Source organism: Streptococcus sp. 2022WUSS037 (assembly GCF_044427225.1).
Classification (GTDB): domain Bacteria; phylum Bacillota; class Bacilli; order Lactobacillales; family Streptococcaceae; genus Streptococcus.
The window spans coordinates 68,812-86,833 of sequence record NZ_JAOTGJ010000003.1 but is presented as its reverse complement, the minus strand read 5'-3'; the positions used below and the strand labels follow the sequence as shown (position 1 = coordinate 86,833).

16 protein-coding genes are annotated in these 18,022 nt (G+C 43.9%); 8 read left to right on the top strand and 8 right to left on the bottom strand.

The features are described 5' to 3' along the window. The first annotated feature begins 18 nt into the window (after positions 1–18). From treC to ODU55_RS02570, 4 genes are all read left to right on the top strand, one after another. Positions 19–1,644: an alpha,alpha-phosphotrehalase gene (gene treC / locus ODU55_RS02585; protein ID WP_398581768.1), complete on the top strand. Its 1,626-nt coding sequence runs from the start codon at positions 19–21 to the stop codon at positions 1,642–1,644. A gap of 83 nt (positions 1,645–1,727) precedes the next feature. Continuing rightward, on the top strand, positions 1,728–2,378 hold the full coding sequence (locus ODU55_RS02580; protein WP_398581767.1) for a TetR/AcrR family transcriptional regulator: 651 nt from the start codon (positions 1,728–1,730) through the stop codon (positions 2,376–2,378). After that, a complete protein-coding gene (locus ODU55_RS02575) occupies positions 2,362–3,114 on the top strand; it encodes a lysostaphin resistance A-like protein (RefSeq protein WP_398581766.1) in 753 nt (250 codons plus the stop codon). The genes ODU55_RS02580 and ODU55_RS02575 overlap by 17 nt, the downstream gene beginning before the upstream one ends. A gap of 54 nt (positions 3,115–3,168) precedes the next feature. Next, positions 3,169–3,531: an iron chaperone gene (locus ODU55_RS02570; protein ID WP_398581765.1), complete on the top strand. Its 363-nt coding sequence runs from the start codon at positions 3,169–3,171 to the stop codon at positions 3,529–3,531. Between the two features lie 251 nt (positions 3,532–3,782). Here ODU55_RS02570 and ODU55_RS02565 read toward each other — a convergent pair whose 3' ends face one another. Together ODU55_RS02565 and ODU55_RS02560 are read right to left on the bottom strand one after the other, a co-directional pair. After that, positions 3,783–4,913, bottom strand: coding sequence for a LysM peptidoglycan-binding domain-containing protein (locus ODU55_RS02565; RefSeq protein ID WP_398581764.1), 1,131 nt, complete (start codon positions 4,911–4,913; stop codon positions 3,783–3,785). A 348-nt stretch (positions 4,914–5,261) separates the two neighbouring features. Then, a complete protein-coding gene (locus tag ODU55_RS02560) occupies positions 5,262–6,245 on the bottom strand; it encodes a Gfo/Idh/MocA family protein (protein ID WP_398581763.1) in 984 nt (327 codons plus the stop codon). A gap of 84 nt (positions 6,246–6,329) precedes the next feature. Here ODU55_RS02560 and rnhC point away from each other — a divergent pair, with 84 nt between their 5' ends. The 4 genes from rnhC (at position 6,330) to ODU55_RS02540 (ending at position 11,129) form a co-directional block, all read left to right on the top strand. Beyond that, on the top strand, positions 6,330–7,220 hold the full coding sequence (gene rnhC, locus ODU55_RS02555; RefSeq protein WP_398581762.1) for a ribonuclease HIII: 891 nt from the start codon (positions 6,330–6,332) through the stop codon (positions 7,218–7,220). Between the two features lie 9 nt (positions 7,221–7,229). Beyond that, entirely contained in the window at positions 7,230–7,859 is a 630-nt protein-coding gene (gene lepB, locus ODU55_RS02550; RefSeq protein WP_398581761.1) for a signal peptidase I, read from the top strand. 64 nt (positions 7,860–7,923) lie between these two features. Further along, complete coding sequence (locus ODU55_RS02545) at positions 7,924–10,416, top strand: ATP-dependent RecD-like DNA helicase (RefSeq protein ID WP_398581760.1); 2,493 nt, start codon at positions 7,924–7,926, stop codon at positions 10,414–10,416. A gap of 104 nt (positions 10,417–10,520) precedes the next feature. After that, positions 10,521–11,129, top strand: coding sequence for a hypothetical protein (locus ODU55_RS02540; protein WP_398581759.1), 609 nt, complete (start codon positions 10,521–10,523; stop codon positions 11,127–11,129). A gap of 358 nt (positions 11,130–11,487) precedes the next feature. On the opposite strand, the gene ODU55_RS02535 is transcribed toward ODU55_RS02540, so the two are convergent. From ODU55_RS02535 to ODU55_RS02510, 6 genes are all read right to left on the bottom strand, one after another. After that, positions 11,488–11,949 carry an LPXTG cell wall anchor domain-containing protein gene (locus ODU55_RS02535; protein ID WP_398581758.1) on the bottom strand — a complete coding sequence of 154 codons (462 nt, stop codon included), beginning with the start codon at positions 11,947–11,949 and terminating at the stop codon, positions 11,488–11,490. Between the two features lie 308 nt (positions 11,950–12,257). Beyond that, the gene (locus tag ODU55_RS02530; protein WP_105109912.1) at positions 12,258–13,265 is read right to left on the bottom strand and encodes a beta-methylgalactoside transporter; all 1,008 of its coding nucleotides are present in this window, start codon (positions 13,263–13,265) and stop codon (positions 12,258–12,260) included. Further along, complete coding sequence (locus tag ODU55_RS02525; RefSeq protein WP_105108113.1) at positions 13,258–14,790, bottom strand: sugar ABC transporter ATP-binding protein; 1,533 nt, start codon at positions 14,788–14,790, stop codon at positions 13,258–13,260. The genes ODU55_RS02530 and ODU55_RS02525 overlap by 8 nt, the downstream gene beginning before the upstream one ends. Before the next feature lie 155 nt (positions 14,791–14,945). Beyond that, complete coding sequence (locus tag ODU55_RS02520; protein WP_398581757.1) at positions 14,946–16,034, bottom strand: galactose ABC transporter substrate-binding protein; 1,089 nt, start codon at positions 16,032–16,034, stop codon at positions 14,946–14,948. A 229-nt stretch (positions 16,035–16,263) separates the two neighbouring features. Beyond that, on the bottom strand, positions 16,264–17,184 hold the full coding sequence (locus ODU55_RS02515) for a 1-phosphofructokinase family hexose kinase (protein WP_398581756.1): 921 nt from the start codon (positions 17,182–17,184) through the stop codon (positions 16,264–16,266). Positions 17,185–17,286: 102 nt separating this feature from the next. Then, on the bottom strand, positions 17,287–17,913 hold the full coding sequence (locus ODU55_RS02510) for an NAD(P)-dependent oxidoreductase (RefSeq protein ID WP_398581755.1): 627 nt from the start codon (positions 17,911–17,913) through the stop codon (positions 17,287–17,289). Positions 17,914–18,022: the final 109 nt, after the last annotated feature.

Sequence of the window (18,022 nt, the reverse complement as noted above, 5' to 3'; positions counted from 1 at the left end):
TAAGAAAGAGAGAGCAAAATGACAATAGACAAACGAAAGGTTGTTTATCAAATCTACCCAAAATCTTACAAGGATACAACTGGAAACGGTGTCGGTGACCTGCGTGGGATTATTGAAAAACTTCCATATCTAAAAGAGCTAGGCATTGATATGATTTGGCTCAATCCCTTCTACCCAAGTCCTCAACGGGACAACGGCTATGACATTTCAGACTATACAGCCGTCAATCCTGATTTTGGCACCATGGCTGACTTTGAAGAAATGGTGGCCGTCGGTAAAGAGCTAGGTATTGAATTCATGCTAGACATGGTCCTCAATCACTGCTCAACGGAGCATGAATGGTTCCAAAAAGCCCTGGCTGGCGACGAATACTACCAAGATTTCTTTATCCTGCGTGACCAGCCAACTGACTGGGTGTCTAAATTTGGTGGCAATGCCTGGGCTCCCTTTGGCGACACCGGGAAATACTACCTCCATCTCTTTGACGTGACCCAAGCCGACCTCAACTGGCGAAATCCACATGTCCGTGAAGAACTCTTCAAGGTGGTCAACTTCTGGAAAGACAAGGGTGTCAAGGGCTTCCGCTTCGACGTTATCAACCTGATTGGTAAGGACGAAGTCCTCGAAGACTGCCCAATCAATGATGGCAAGCCTGCTTACACCGACCGCCCAATCACCCACGATTACCTCAAGATGATGAACAACGCCACTTTTGGAGCAGAAAAAGGCTTCATGACCGTTGGGGAAATGTCTGCCACGACCATTGAAAACTGCATTCTCTACACGGCTCCTGAGCGGGAAGAGTTGTCCATGGCCTTCAACTTCCACCACTTGAAAGTGGATTACAAGGACGGTCAAAAATGGACCATTATGGACTTTGACTTTGAGGAACTCAAACGCCTCTTTCACACTTGGGGCGAGGAGATGTCAGTCGGAAATGGCTGGAATGCTCTATTTTACAACAACCACGACCAGCCTCGTGCCCTCAACCGCTTTGTTGATGTGGAGAATTTCCGAAACGAAGGAGCAACTATGCTGGCTGCCTCTATCCACCTGTCACGCGGTACTCCTTACATCTACATGGGCGAAGAAATCGGTATGATTGACCCCGACTATGATAGCATGGACGACTATGTCGATGTGGAGTCTATCAATGCCTACCAGATGCTCTTGGACCAAGGTCACACGCCTGAGCAGGCCCTCAAGATTATCCAGGCCAAGTCCCGTGACAATTCCCGCACCCCGATGCAATGGGACGCTTCTGACAATGCAGGCTTCTCAACAGGCACCCCTTGGCTGAAGGCTGGCAAATCCTACCAAACGATTAACGTTGAGCAGGAAAAAACAGGTCCAATCTTTACCTTCTATCAAGAGTTGATTCGACTCCGAAAAGAACTCCCCCTCATCTCAGAAGGGGATTACAAGGCAGCCTACAAGGATAGCCAGAAAGTCTACGCCTTTGAACGCTTGCTGAACGGTGAAAAACTGCTAGTCCTCAACAATTTCTTCGCAGAAGAGGTTGAGCTCGACCTGGCAGACGACTACGCCCGCGGCCAAGTCCTTATCAGCAACTACCCTGACAACAAGTTAGGTAAAAAAATCACCCTCAAGCCTTATCAGGCACTGGCGATTTTGGTGAAATAATCACTGTTCATTCCCTATTGTAAAGTAGGGAATTTTTTGATATACTCTTACATACCGGCGGTATGCAAGAGAGGGGGGACGGAATGACAAAAAACAAATATCCTGAAGAAAGCAGACAGCTCATCCTCGATGTCGCAAGAGCATTATTTTTAGAAAAAGGCTATGACCAGACCAGTCTTACTGACATTATCTCTCAGCTAGGTGGCATGACCAAGGGAGTTGTGTATCACCATTTCTCCTCCAAAGGAGCCATTCTGGATGCACTGATTGGAGATGCTGATGAGAATTTATTATCAAAAGAGTGGCCAGGAAATTGTGCACTTGAGAAAATCCAATATGCTCTCATGACCTCGCTTTCTGATGTTGAAAAACTATCCTTCCTGCAGGCATCACAAATCACCCTAAAAAGCCCTAGTATTTTAGCTCAACAATACCAACTATCCTACACACTGCTCATTCCTAAATTTCAAGAAGTGGTGAAACAAGGTATGATTGACGGAAGTATTCCAACTGATTTTCCTGAAGAAATTGCCGAGCTTCTGGTTGTCTATCTCAACCTCATTATCGGTCTACGGATCACGGAACTAAGTCCCGATGTATTTTTGCGGAAAATTCTGTTTTTAAAAGAGATGTTTGAAAGCATGAGCTGCCCTATTATCAACGACACTATCCTTGCTCTCGCGTCTGAACTTACCACAAAAATCGGAGGTCAACCAAATGAAATCTCTCACTAAACTAAGAAGTATCGGACTCTGTGCACTTGCATTTTGGGGCATGATGACCAGTGGCCTAATTGCTTTCCTTCCACAATTTCTGTTTGGAAGCAACTTGCTGACGACCATCCTCATGGCGGGGCTCTACATCTTCTTGTATTATTTATTTGCCAAATGGCTGTCTCGTCGGTTAGGAATGAACCTAATACAATTTCGGATGACTATCGCTAAACCAAGTCAATTTTGGATAGCTACTGCCATCTTTCTCCCACTAACTGTTTTGCTCGTATTATATTTACTAGGTGGAAAAGTGACTTTGACGGACGATTTAATCACATCTATCTTAATGGGTGCTATCGCTGCTCCAATTGTAGAAGAGATGTGTTTCCGTGGTATCATGATGCAGCTACTAGAACAAGCTTTTTCAAGAAAAGTCGCTATTTTGGGACCGTCCGTATTTTTCGGACTTGTTCACCTATTAAATGGAGCCGTTAGCCCACTCACCGCCCTACAATTGCTCATTGCTGGCACCTTAGTTGGAAGTTTATTTTCACTCGCTACCCTACAAACCGGAAGCATTCTATCCAGTATCCTAGTCCATTCTCTTTGGAATCTCTTCACTTCCATCTTTCTTTTTGACAATCAATCCAGCCTGTTCGGAGGTGAATACGGAGTTGACGTTTCTCCAATTGCAAGTCTAGCTTATCTCGTCGTCATTCTTCTTAGTATGATTGCTCATCGAAAAAAAGCAAGCTGATTGTTTCTATACTATTTTATGTTATACTGTAAAAAAACTAGAAAGGAAAGACCCATGCTTCAAGAATTTTTAAACAAGGTCAAAAATCCTATCTTGAAGGACAAGCTCGAGGAAATTTTCACCCAAATCCAGCAGGAATTTCCAAGTCTAACGACTGAAATCAAGTGGAACCAGCCCATGTTTATCATGGATGGGACCTTTATCATCGGTTTTTCCGCTGCCAAGAGCCACATTTCCGTTGCACCTGAAACGGTTACAATGAACACCTTTGCCGAGGACATCCAGGAAGCTGGCTACGAAGCTACTTCTAACCTCTTCAAAATCAAGGAAGACCAAGAGGTCAACTGGGACCTACTCCGCAACATCATCGCCTTTAACATGGAAGACAAGAAGGGCTATGATAAGTTCTGGAGGTAGGTTGTTGCAAATATGAAGCTACTTGAATTATCTTTGATACATCATCACTTACGGCTTGCCGTGCTTTACAAAAGCGCCTTTCGTCGCATGTTTTTTTCAAACCTAGACTATCCTCTAGGCTATTCTAGCAACTTTCAGATCGGTTACTTACCTGGAAGCTCATCATTCGACTATGGCAACCATTCTACTTATTTTGAATTCATATTTACTAAAAAAAGCCAAGCTCATGATATGAGTTTGGCTTTTTTATTCTATTGATTAAATGACACGTGTACGTGATCATAGTGGTTTTCTGTCACACTTCCACGGTCTGGCATCAAGTTCCAAGTGTATGCTGGACCATAAATGCTCGCATAAGGTGCATAGAAACGTTGTTTCCAAATGATATAGCTGATATTTTTTGATGAGATATTGGCTACTGCGTAGGCAGCGACTTGATCACCTAAAGCAGAGCTTTCAGGAACCATAAAGTCAATTGCCAATCCTTTACCGTGATCTCCAGAATCCCCCGCACGATAACCTGAGAAGGATGTAATGCCAAATGCACTAGCTACTTCTGCTCGGAAGGCTGCTACTTGCGGTTGTAGTCCAACATCATATGAACTTGTACTTGATGAAGAAGTACTTGAACTTGTTGTAGTTGATGTAGCTTGAGCTTCCGCTGCTGCTTGAGCTTCCGCTGCCGCTTGGGTATCCGCTGCCGCTTGAGCTTCCGCTGCTGCTTGAGCTTCCGCTGCTGCTTGAGCTTCTGCTGCCGCTTGAGCTTCTGCTGCCGCTTGAGCTTCTGCTGCCGCTTGAGCTTCTGCTGCCGCTTGAGCTTCTGCTGCCACTGTAGTTTCTACTGTAGGTTGTGCTACTGGCGCTTCTACAACTGTTTGCTCAGAGATAGTTGGCACTTGATCCAATTGTGTAACTGATTGATCAACAGTGACTTGGTTCGTAGTTAAATCAACAGTAGCTTGTACAGTCTCAGTTGAATTTCCCTGAACAGGAGCTTCAATTTCAACCTGTGTTACTTGATTGTTTTGGTCAACAGTCGTTGTCAAAACAGTATCAGGGAAAATAAGATTGATATCTGCAATTTGATTGATTTGTGCCAAGGTATCAATATCAATATTCATGGCAGAAGCAATGGCAGATAGTGTATCACCGTATTTAACAGTGTATGTCATTCGACCATTTTCTTGAACAATTTCTGGACTAATTTCATTGACAGTTCGTGGAGCCCATTCGAGGGCTAAAACATTTGTCGAAATCATCCCTGTACTAAAGAGGGAAAGCGCCAATGAAGATGTGTATAACATCTTCTTATTGTTTTTCATGATGGGTGTTTTTCTCTTGCGACGCATATGTTGGGGTTTATTTGTTCTCTTACGTTTCATAATCTTATTCCTTCTTTATTTTTGAGATGGTTCTATCTTACCTAAATTAAATCTGAAAAACAAGCCTTCAATCGTTCTTTTAAATAAACTGTCTCCACTATGTAATCTTAGGACTTTTCTGTCACACAATCAATATAAATGTCATCTGACTGTCATATTATTAGATAATACTCAATGAAAATCAAAAACAGATTTGGAGACGCAGATGCAGGTAGAACTAACGTTCACCAAATCAAGTCAACAACGTCTGGATTTTCGAAGAGTATAAGTAAAAAATAAGAGTAAGGCAGTAATCCAACAATTGGCTACTAACTCACTCTCATTTCTATTTTCGGATTAGTCAAAACCCTACATTTCTTCAGGATAAACCAAGCCCCATTCTTTACGGAGTTGGGTCATAATCTCCATGACATCTTGGGTATAGGCTAGGTGCATGGTATTTTCGATACCCGCGACAGCTTTTTCCATATCCGCCACTTCATAAGAAAGGGCCTTGGCTGTCTCGCCCGCTTCGATTACTTCTTGACTGCCGTCTTCAGTATAGGTAATGACTGCCTTCTGACCACGAGGATACTCGTAGAGTTCGATGTAGCCTTTATCGTAGGCAATCGTTCCACGTTTTGGCTGTTTGGCATGGAGGGTCAAGGCGATGGTCGCCATTTCCCCTGCATCATTACTGAGCAAAATCCCTACCTGCTCGTCCACACCTGTCGGAGCCAATTTGACCTGGGACAAGATCTGGCCAGGCTTTTCCGTCATAAACCAACGGACAAAGGACAGGGCGTAGACACCAATATCCAAGAGGGCACCGCCTGCTAAGTTCTTACTGAAAAAGCGGTTGGTCATGTCGTATTCCTTGTAGCTGCCAAAGTTCATCTGAATCATCTTCAAGGCACCCAGCTTGCCACTGGCAACAACTTCGCTCAACTGACGATAGATTGGCATGTGGAAAATGGTCATGGCTTCTGCCAGGATGACCTGTTTTTCCTCCGCCAGTTGAATGGCTTCTGCTAATTCTTCTGAATTAAGCGTAATAGACTTTTCACAGAGGACATGCTTTCCAGCCTTCAAGGCCTTTCTCAAATAATTGATATGGGTATTGTGAGGTGTAGAAATATAGATAATATCCACTTCAGGATCCTCAAATACTTCATCGATTTCTTCATAAACTTTCTCAATGCCATATTTTTGCGCAAATTCCACACCCTTGTCATAGGTACGGTTGGCCACCGAATAAAGATTTCCACCCATAGCCTGCAAGGCCTGAACGAGTTCATTGGCGATGACACCTGTTCCCAGAGTCGCCCATTTATACTTCATTTGCACTTCCATAGTGTACCTCACTTTCTTCTACCATTATAGTAAATTCCACCCTTTTCTGCACACTCTAACTAGCATTTGTGTTACAATAAGAACATGAATACCGTTGTTCTAAAGGCATCTGCCCAGCAAAAACAAGCCATGATGGCTCACTATGACCGCTATCGGCAGACCAGCAAAAATCCTTACATCGAAGCATTTTTCAAACTGACCGGTGCCAGCCTGTCCATCTACACTTCTGGAAAAGTCGTTTTTCAGGGGGAAATGGCAGAGCAGGAAGCAGGGCTCTGGGGCTATGAGCCAGAAAAGTCTGGAAAGACGACCATACCTGGTCAAAACCTACCCATGATTGGTACAGATGAGGTTGGAAACGGGTCTTATTTTGGAGGTTTGGCAGTCGTTGCTAGTTTTGTCCGCCCAGAAGACCATGCCTTTCTCAAGTCGCTTGGTGTGGATGATTCCAAGAAAATGACAGACCAAAAAATCTGCCAAATCGCCCCTCTCTTAAAAGAAAAAATCCCCCACCAAGCTCTGCTATTGTCTCCGAAAAAATACAACGAGGTCATCGAGCAAGGCTACAATGCGGTGTCTGTCAAGGTCGCCCTACACAATCAGGCTATTTTCCTACTCTTGCAAAAGGGTGTCCAGCCTGAGAAGATTGTCATTGATGCCTTCACTTCCAGTCAAAATTATCAAAAGTACTTGAAGAAGGAAGCCAACCAATTTGCCAACCCCGTCACTCTGGAAGAAAAGGCTGAGGGCAAATATCTGGCTGTGGCAGTATCTTCTATTATCGCTAGAGCTATGTTTTTAGAAAATCTTGTCCAGCTTGGTCAACTAGTTGGGATGAATCTGCCGTCTGGTGCGGGCAGTAAATCCGACCAAGTCGCAGCAAGCATCTTAAAACAATATGGCATGGCAGGACTCAACCAAACTGCCAAACTCCACTTTGCAAATACGCAAAAAGCACAAAAATTAATGAAATGAGGAAAAAATATGGGAGCAATCCAAAAAACAAAACGCTCACCACTAGTCGCCTTCTTAGCTGAATGGGGCATCTTTTTACTGTTTATGGCAGCTTTTTTTGCCAGTCGTTACTTTATCTGGAATCCTGTCTCTGTCGATGGCCATTCCATGGACCCAACGCTTCAACACCAAGAAAAACTCATCATGCTAAAAACGACCTCTATCGACCGCTTTGATATTGTTGTAGCCAGCGAAACAGACAGCGATGGCAAGGAAAAACTGATTGTCAAACGTGTGATTGGTATGCCTGGTGACACCATTCGCTACGAAAACGATGTCCTCTATGTTAACGACCAAAAAGTGGACGAGCCTTACTTAGATGAATATCTAGCTGCATTCCAGAAAGATAAACTTCAAGAAGTCTATTCTTACAACAAACAATTCCAAGCTGTGGCCCAATCTGCTGAAGCTTTCACACAAGATGCCAATGGTTACGTAGACTTTACCGTGACAGTCCCAGAAGGACAATACTACCTGATGGGAGATGACCGCCTTGTCTCACTAGATAGTCGTAGTGTAGGAACCTTCTCACGAGAGAAAATCAAGGGAGAAGTCGTCTTCCGGATGTGGCCATTCAATCGTATTGGAACTGTCAATTAACACAAACAAGTTTGGAGCTGACTGTTCCAAACTTCTTTTTTCATTATTTATAGGAAAATACTCTATGAACGAAGTGTATGTTACCGGTACTATTGACCGGATTATTTTTGAAAATCCTAGCAATTTTTATAAAATCCTCCTCCTTGAAATCGAGGAGACAGATGCAGACTATGATGACTACGAAATTATTGTGACCGGAACGATTGCCGATGTCATTGAAGGAGAAGACTATCGTTTCTATGGCAATCTGGTCACCCATCCCAAGTATGGTCAGCAGCTGCAAATTTCTCGCTACGAACGTAGCAAGCCTACCTCAGCTGGTCTGGTTAAGTATTTCTCCAGCGACCATTTCAAGGGAATTGGACGAAAAACAGCTGAAAAAATCGTTGAGCTCTATGGCGAAGATACCATTGATAAGATTTTAGCTGAACCTGAAAAACTAACCCAAATTACAGGTCTATCCAGCAAGAACATGCAGGCATTTGTGGAGAAACTCCGCCTCAATTATGGCACCGAGCTGATTTTGGCAAAACTAGCCGAGTATGGCATTCCAAACAAGCTAGCCTTTCAAATCCAAGACCAATATAAAGAAAAAACACTTCAAATTATTGAAGAGAATCCCTATCAGCTAGTTGAAGATGTACAGGGACTTGGCTTTACCATTGCCGATAGAATCGCAGAAAATTTGGGCATTGCCAGTGACTCTCCCCAACGTTTCCGAGCTGGCATGCTCTTTAGCCTCATTCATCGCTCCATGGAAACAGGCGATACCTATGTGGAGGCAAGAGACTTGCTGGAAGCAACCCTTGAACTGCTGGAAAAATCCCGCCATACTGAGCTGGATCCTGCCGCAGTTGCCCACGAGTTGACAGGACTGATTGCAGACGACAAGGTACAGCAAGAAGGCACAAAGATTTTTGATAACAGCCTCTACTTTGCCGAACATGGTATCCATAAAAACCTGACCCGCCTGATGGGAAAAAATGGTTTCAAACCCTTCCCACGCGCAGACGTCGAGGCTGCCATAGCAGAGCTGGAAACCATGTCCTCCCTGACCTACGATGACATTCAAAAAGAAGCCATTGTCCAAGCCATTACCAATCCGCTTTTCATTCTGACAGGCGGACCAGGGACTGGAAAAACAACGGTTATCAACGGTATTATCGCAGTCTATGCCATCTTGCATAAGATTGATTTGACACGCAACCGAGAGGAATGCCCTGTCCTCCTAGCTGCTCCAACTGGACGAGCAGCCAGACGGATGAATGAATTGACAGGGCTGCCTTCTGCCACCATCCACCGCCATCTCGGTCTGGTAGAAGGACAGGAAGAATCCTACCGAGATGATTACCTCGAGGCCGACTTCATCATCGTGGATGAGTTTTCTATGGTCGACACTTGGTTGGCCAATCAACTCTTCCAAAACATCTCATCCCAAACCCAGGTTCTGATTGTCGGCGATGCCGAGCAATTACCTTCTGTCAGCCCCGGTCAAGTCCTAGCTGACCTCTTAAAAATTGATAAGCTGCCGAGCATTACTCTAGAACGTATTTACCGCCAATCCGATGATTCGACCATTGTTACTCTAGCCAGCCAGATTCGCCAAGGTGCCCTGCCGAGCGATTTTCGTGAGAAAAAGGCTGACCGCTCCTATTTTGAAGCTCAGAATGAACAAATTCCTGCCCTGATTGAGCGCATTGTCGGCGCAGCCATCAAGTCGGGCATTCCTGCAAACGAGGTACAAATTCTCGCTCCCATGTACCGTGGTGCCGCAGGCATCGACCAGCTCAACACCATGACCCAGGCCCTGCTCAATCCACTGGAAGAGGGAGAGTTAGAATTCCTCCATAACGAGCAAGCCTTCCGCCAAGGCGACCGGGTCATTCATCTAGTCAACGACGCCGAAGCCAATGTCTTCAATGGCGACTTGGGCTATATTACCGACCTCCTGCCTGCCAAGTACACCGACTCCAAGCAGGACGAGATTACCATCAACTTCGACGGTAGCGAGGTCACCTATCCCCGTAACGAATGGTACAAGATTACCCTGGCCTATGCCATGTCCATCCACAAGTCTCAAGGTAGCGAGTTTCAGGTGGTCATCCTGCCCATCACCCGTACCAGCCACCGCATGCTCCAGCGCAACCTGGTCTACACCGCCATCACCCGCTCCAAGAGCAAGCTCATCCTCCTAGGCGAAATCTCCGCCTTCGACTACGCCGTCAAAAACGCCGGAACCGTCCGAAAAACCTATCTGGTCCCACGTTTCCAAGGGGAAATAGCAGAGCAGGACAGCAAGGAAAGCCTGACTAAAAACGACGAAAGCAAAACAGCCACAGCCAAGCCAACCCAGCCACCTACACAGCCAGACAGAAAAGAACAGGTTAAAGTAGTCAAAGAAAACAGCCAACAACTCTCCCTTCTTGACCAAGACCAGCCAGAAAAAACAAGTGCACAGCCCAGAGAATATATTCTGACTGTGGACAACCTGCTAACCATCGCCCCCATGATTGGTATTGACCAGGCAGATATTGAAGAATTTTTCAAGATTAAGTGACAAAAAGATTTCTTTTGTCACAAATACATTACAAATGTTACAAAAATGTGTTGGCAGGCCGTTTTTTATTTGCTATACTCTATTTATAAACGGAGGTCATTCAAATGAAAAAGATATTCAACTACTCAGTATTATTGCTTTCTGTAACCTGCCTTTTAACAGCTTGCACATCAAAAACGCAAGAAAATAAATCAGAGACATCTGCCAGCAAAACAAGTCAATCAAATGCTAAGCAGACTAGCACCTCTCAAGCTTCTAGTGCAAAAAAAACTCCTACCGAAACAAGTTCATCGGCAGAGGATAGTCAACAAAGCCAAGAAACACAGAGCTCTCAAGCTGAAGAAAGCATTCTAAGCACCGAAACAACACACACTCAGCTATTAACCTTACCAGCCCCAACTATCCCCGCTGACCTAGTTGGAAAATGGCAAGGAAGTAGCCAACAAGCCCGTTATGTTGAGGTCACTATCAGCGCAGACGGTACCTTTACTACTTACGAAGATTTTCGTCAAAGTGAAGATGAGGAAGAGGAACACCTCATCCACACCTACACAGCTCGAGTTACAGATCTAGTTGAATATGCTCCAAACCACTACCTCATCCGCGGGGCAGAGGGGGAATATTCGGCTCTTCTCCCTGGAATGACTGGATTAGGAGGAAGAATTGCACCAGGATTTATCCTAGAGGATGGACAGTACAAGGTCATTATGTAGGGAAATCCCTTTGATCCATCTGTAGAAGCTGTTTACGACCTAGTATCAGATCCACATGTATATGTGACCTTGGAGAAGGTAGAATAAGCAGAACGATCAGCCCCTATGTCAAATACACAAAACGAAGGAAACAAGCTTATCATATGATAGTTGCTTGTTTCCTTCGTTTTTTATAGCGAAATGAACTAGAAATAGAACCTGTTTAAGCTCATTAATTTGAGAATCCTAAAGTTATTTTAGGAATGGGTTACTGACACTATAACCCAGGTCTGTCCTTTTCCTAATTCAATCCACTGTAAATCAATAAGAAAAACAAGGAGAGTACCTCCTTGCTTCGAGATTAGTTAGGTAATAGATATTAGTTTTCTTGTTTTTTAACAAGCATTGCTGCCGCACCAAGAAGACCTAGGGCAGTCGCAAAGTAAACTGCTGTAGAAGCTTCACCAGTTTCTGGAAGTTTTGCAGATGAAACTCCAGTCGCTTTAGAAGACGCAGCTTTAGGAGCAGCTGCTTCTGCTTTAGGAACTTCTACTTTAGGGGCTACAGCTGGTGCAGCTACAAGTGTTGCTGGGTCGATTGTTGGAAGTTCTACAGTCGCACCTTCACCTTTAGCATATAGATAGAACTCGCCATCTTTACCACCGATTCGTACTTCTGGAAGTGCTTCTGCTGTTGGTGCTTCTGTAGGTATATTCTTGAAGTAGAGACCATTTTCATTCAGGGCAGGTGCAGTCACACCTGTACCATGTGCTGTTGCCACACCAATTTCATTAGCTGATACAGTAGAGCCTACTAGAGCAAGAGCTGCCAATGAGACCAAACCAATTTAGTTTTTTCTCAAAAGATATGTTTTCTTTGTTGACATAATGTCACCTTCCTTTTCTATAATCAAAAATTCAGTACATGAATTCAATCTCCACATACAACCGTCGACTACTGAGCAAAATTGACTCAACAAAGATGATTTGTTGCTCAATTCCACTCAATAATTACATCGTCATTATATAAACATATATCTACCATTTCAAGTGATTTCGGTCAATTTTATATAACAATATCTTATAACTTTCTTTACTATAAGATAGACTTATAGAACATTTTTATTTCTTGTCTGACTAGTAGTCATCTCTATTTCTTAACCAGCGTCTTACGAATATCGAGTGCTACAGCTACAACGATGACGATACCTTGGATCACGTTGGTCATATCTGGCGTTACTCCCAAGTAAGTCAAGCAGACTTTGAGCAATTCAAAGACGAAAACCCCAAGGAGAATACCAGGTACAGTACCTTGACCGCCGGCAGTCGATACACCACCGATGGTCGCAGAGGCAATGGCATCCAGCTCATAGCCCATACCAGCACCCGCACCAGCTGAACCTGTTTTAGCAGATAAAAGGAAACCAGCTAGACCGTAGAGCAAACCTGCCAAGAGGAAAATCTTGATTTTAGAAAGGCGGACATTGACACCGGAAACTTCTGCGGCATTCTCATTGCCACCGATGGCATACATGTATTTACCATAGCGGGTTTTGTTATAAAGCACCCACATGGCCAGACCAACTAGGGCTGCAATGATGGTGATATAGGGAATAACACCGAACAATTTACCTTGACCGATGGCCACAAATTCATCCTTAAAGGTACCGATTGGTTTGGATTGGGAATAGATAAGGACAAAACCATAGGTCATAATCTGGGTTCCCAAGGTTGCCAAGAATGGTGGCACGCTGAGGAAGGAAATGATCGCACCATTAAGCAAGCCGAGAAGGGCACCAACAGCTAGGGCTGCCAAGAGAGGCACAAAAATCGGCATGTCTGGTAGGTCTGGGAAGAATTTTTGAGCAAAGTCTGGTCGTTGCACCAAGGTTGCTGTGATAATGGCTGTCAAGCCCACAATCCGACCTGCGGATAGGTCTGTACCACGAATGATCAAGCAGCCTGAGACACCCAAGGCAATGATAAAACGCACAGAGGTATTGGCCATGATATTGGCCGCATTTCCAAGAGTAAAGAAATTATCCTGGGTCAAACCAGTATATAAAATCATAGCCGCAACTACGATATACATGGAGTTCTTGGTCAAGAACTCTCCTAGATGAAAGTTTTGATTGGCTTTTGTCGCTAGTTTAGGCATTGTCATCTCCTCCTTGATTGCCAGTCATAAATTTGGTAGCTAGCTCCATGACAGATTCCTGAGTGGCTTCTTCCTTGTCCAAGAAACCAGAAATCCGTCCCTCACACATGACCATGATCCGGTCTGAAACACCCAGTAATTCTGACATTTCAGAGGTAATCATGATAATGGATTTGCCCTCAGCAGCTAGATTGTTAATGATTTGGTAAATCTCATACTTGGCACCAACGTCAATTCCTCGCGTTGGCTCATCCAAGATTAGAATGTCTGGATCATTGGCCAACCAGCGTGCCAGAATAACCTTTTGTTGGTTCCCTCCTGAAAGACTTTCGATATGGGTTTTGGTGGTCGGTGTTTTTACACGCAGGCGTTCCACATTGTGGTCCACCACTTTTTTGATTTTCTGATCATCTAAGAGGCCAAATGCACCGAGATATTGATTCAAAGAAGCCACCGAGGCATTATCCGATACAGAAAGAACACCAAAGATACCATTATAGCGTCGATCTTCTGTCACTAGGGCAATCTTATTGGCAATGGCTGCCGCAGGATTTTTGATTTTCACTTCCTTGCCCTTGATGAAAATTTTCCCTTGTTTAAGAGCACGAATGCCATATAGGGCTTCCATCAATTCCGTCCGCTGGGCACCAACCAAGCCGCCAATTCCTAGGACTTCGCCTTTTTTCAGTTCAAAACTAGCCTGTTTAAAGGAAAGATGATTGGGCGATGTCATGCCTTCCAGACGAAGAACAATCTCATCTTCAACCTTGTTGGTTTTCTCAGGGAAGAGACTGGTCAGTTCCCGCCCTACCATAGCCTGAATGATTTTGGCAGTGGTCATTTCTGCTGCCGGCCAGGTACCAACGTACTGACCATCACGCATGACGGTGATGTCATCTGAGATGCGAAGAATTTCGTCCATTTTATGGGAAATGTAGATGATACCAATGTTTTTCGCCTTTAATTGAGCGATGATTTCAAATAATTTTTCCACTTCTGAGCTGGTCAGTGAGGAAGTTGGCTCATCCATGATGACTACCTTGGCATTGTGGGAAATGGCCTTGGCAATCTCCACTGACTGCATTTGGGATACGGTCAAGGCATCCAGCAAGGTACGAGGGTCAACATAGAGTCCCACCTCTTCCAAGAGGACCTTGGTATCCTGGTTCATCTTGGCATGATCGACTAGATTAAATTTCCCAAGAGGGTAATTTCCCAAAAAGACATTTTCTGCAATAGTCATCATGCGGATGGGTTGTAGCTCTTGGTGGATCATGGACACACCTGCATCAATTGCCTCCTTGGAATCTTTGAAGTCTACTTCCTTGCCATCAAAGACAATGGTTCCTTGGTCCCGATGGTAAATTCCAAACAAACACTTCATGAGGGTGGATTTACCGGCTCCATTCTCCCCCATCAGAGCATGAACAGTTCCTGGACGAAGTTTGAAGGTTACATCGTCCAAGGCCTTAACACCTGGAAATGTCTTGGTAATATGTTTCATTTCTAAAATATATTCACTCATTCTCCCAGCTCTCTTTCCAAAAAAATAAGTTCTCACTATACGTACAATCACCATTTTTCAAGGGAATCATAGATAGTGAGAACGCACTCATCGTTTTTCAAAATGGATTACTCATTCGTCATCCGAAGGGGACTTCGTTTGACTATAATGGATGACTACTCTTTTTCACGTTCTGCGTAACGTTTTTTGATTTCTTCGATTGTTTCTTTCTTAGCTTCTGCTTCTTTCAATTCTGAGTCAGCTTCTTTTGTAACTTTTACATAGTCAACCCAGTAGTAAGGTGAAACTTCTTTACCTTCCATCAATTCAACTGCAACGTTTGCTGCTGTGTGAGATTGGTTGAAGTGGTCGTTCAATACTGTACCAGTCAATTCACCTTTAGCAAGCAGTTCCATAGCATCTGGAATAGCGTCTACACCGACAACCAAGATGTCTTTTCCAACTGTACGACCTGCAGCCTTGATAGCTGTTACCGCACCAACTGCCATACCGTCGTTGTTTGCAAAGACAACTTCCAATTTGTCACCAAATTGTTCCAAAGCTGCTGCTGTCACTTCTTGACCTTTTGCTGTATCCCAGTTTGCAAGATATGGTTCAGCCAAGGCTTCACGTTTGATACCTGCATCGTCAAGTGCTTTTACAGAGTAAGTAGTACGTTGTTGAGCATCAACGTTTGCTGGGTCACCAAAAAGGGTAATGTATTGTACTTTACCGTCACCGTTGATGTCACCTTTGCTTTCAGTTGCAGCGATGATTTCGCCTTGGAAGGTACCTGATTGGGTAGCATCCGCACCAACGTAAGTTGTTTTACCTGGCCAGATTTCCAATTCCGCAACTTCTGGTTCACGGTTGATGAAAACAACTGGAATATCTGCTGATTTAGCTGAGTTGATGATGGAACCTGCAGCTGTTGGGTCAACGAGGTTAGCAAGAATCACATCTTTACCTTGTGCAATAAAGGTATTGATTTGCTCTGTTTGGGTAGCTTGGTCTTGCTTACCGTCTTGAATATCCAAAACATATTTGTTGCCAGTTTTTTCACTCAATTGTTTGAAATAGGCATCTAATTCTTCACGATACAAGGTCATGAAGTTATCGTCGAATTTGTAAATAGCAACACCGACTTCGTAAGTTTTTCCTGATCCTGAATCAGAACCGCTGCTGGAATTTTCTGTCGCTTTTCCACAAGCTACCAGAAACAAACCTACAAAAGCAATCGCTAAAAACTTCAGTAATTTTTTCATCCTAATTTCCTTTCTATTTCTAAAGACTTTTGGTAGGACAACCAATTTTGTAAACGGTTTCGTATATGTTTATATTAACCTATATAGTCATCTTTGTCAATATGATAATCGGTTAATTTTAAAAACATGCTCTACCGAACATCTGCTTTTCTAAGTTTTGCTGATATAGAATTTTACACATCTATATATGCATTCTAACATGTAGGGCATTGATGCTCCCTTACCGATGTTATAACTCTTCCAACCTAACTTTTTCAAACATATCATTAAACTGCTCGGACTGGACTTCTGGGAAATAGTTGAGACAGTTGGCTGTCGCAAAGGCTGCCGCTTCTTTCAAGAAGATTTCGGGTTCTTGCCCTTGGCTGATGCCCTTGACCAACAAGCCTAGATAGAAATCTCCAGCTGCAATGGGATTTCGGGTTTCTTTCTTTGGCGACTGGATACGGAAAAACCGTTGCCCAATTTTTGCCAGACTACCCTTGCCTCCCATGGTAATGATGATATTTTCATGCGGTGTGACTTCTTTTAATATCCGCAAAATATCCTCGGGACTTTCCTCATCTAGTTCTGGATAGATGTCCTTGAGTTCTTCGTTATTGATTTTAATCAGGGCTGGGCGAGCTTGATAAGCAGCACGTAAAGCTGGTCCACTGGTGTCCACTATGGTCAGAACCTCTGGGTATTTTTCAATAAACTGCTGGATATAGTCGTCAGGCATGCCCTTCATAAGACTACCTGAAAAGACTAGGATGTCGCCAGACTGCAGGCTCTTTTCAATCTGCTGGGTGAATTGATTGAGCAGATCCTCTGTCAGTTCAAAGCCTTTTTCATAGAAGAGCACCACATCACCTGTACTAGTTTCCACATAGATATTGCAGGTTCGAGTATTCTGGTCATTTTCAACCACCTGTAAATGATTTCCCTTTTGGACATTGAGGTCTTGGATGTAGCGACCAATCTGCCCACCCAAAATGGTATGAATGGTATAGTCGGTCACGCCATTTTCATGCAGGGCATAGGCTACATTGAAGCTCTTTCCTCCTGGGTAATCCCTGACCTCCGTCGGACGGAGGGGGATGTTCTTTTCAATCTTCTCCACAAGCAAGGTGCGATCTAGGGCTGGATTGGGACAAATCAAGTGAATCATGTTGGTCTCCTTTTTGGCGTTTGTTTATATTATTATACTATATATAAAGAAAAATAAAAAGATAATTCCAAGACGGAACTATCTTTTAAACCATTTAATTTTTTATGCAAATACGGAAATTCGTTCCTGCTGGTAACCACCTTTTTCAGCAATGTCAACCAAAGCCACAGCATAGTCGGCATAACTAATATAGCTTTCACCTTGGGTATTGACTTGGAAAACCTCGCCAGCAATAGTGTAGGCACCTGTCTTTGAGCCTTCTGCATCAAAATCGGCTGCAGGGCTGATATAGGTCCAGTTGATAGCTGTCGCCTGACGATAGAGGTCTAGACCAGCACCCATAGCCTCAGCGATTGGTAGGTATTCCGCAGGGAAATCTGGTGTATCTTTCAGCATAACTGTCTGGCTCTCGTCTAAATAAAGACTGCCTGCACCACCAACCACCAAGAGACGAGTTGGGCTATCAGCAAGAATGGTTGCCAGATGTTCAGCCAATCGACTGTGACCTGGCAAGGTTTCTGGCGTCCAAGCACCAAAGGCATTGACTACTACATCAAATCCCGCCAAGTCTTCCTTGGTCAAATCCAAAGCGTCTTTTTGGATTACTTCTTGGGCCGCACTCTTGTTTTCAGAACGAACAATAGCCGTCACCTGATGACCACGCTCTACTGCTTCCTTGGCAATAGCTTGACCTGCTTGACCGTTGGCTGCGATAATTGCTAATTTCATATTGTATACCTCACTTATTTTGTTGTAATACTTTTGTTTACAATATGCAGTATAACTTTATTGCGTTGTAATGTCAAGAGTTACAACTTAAAAAATTAAAAAAATCACC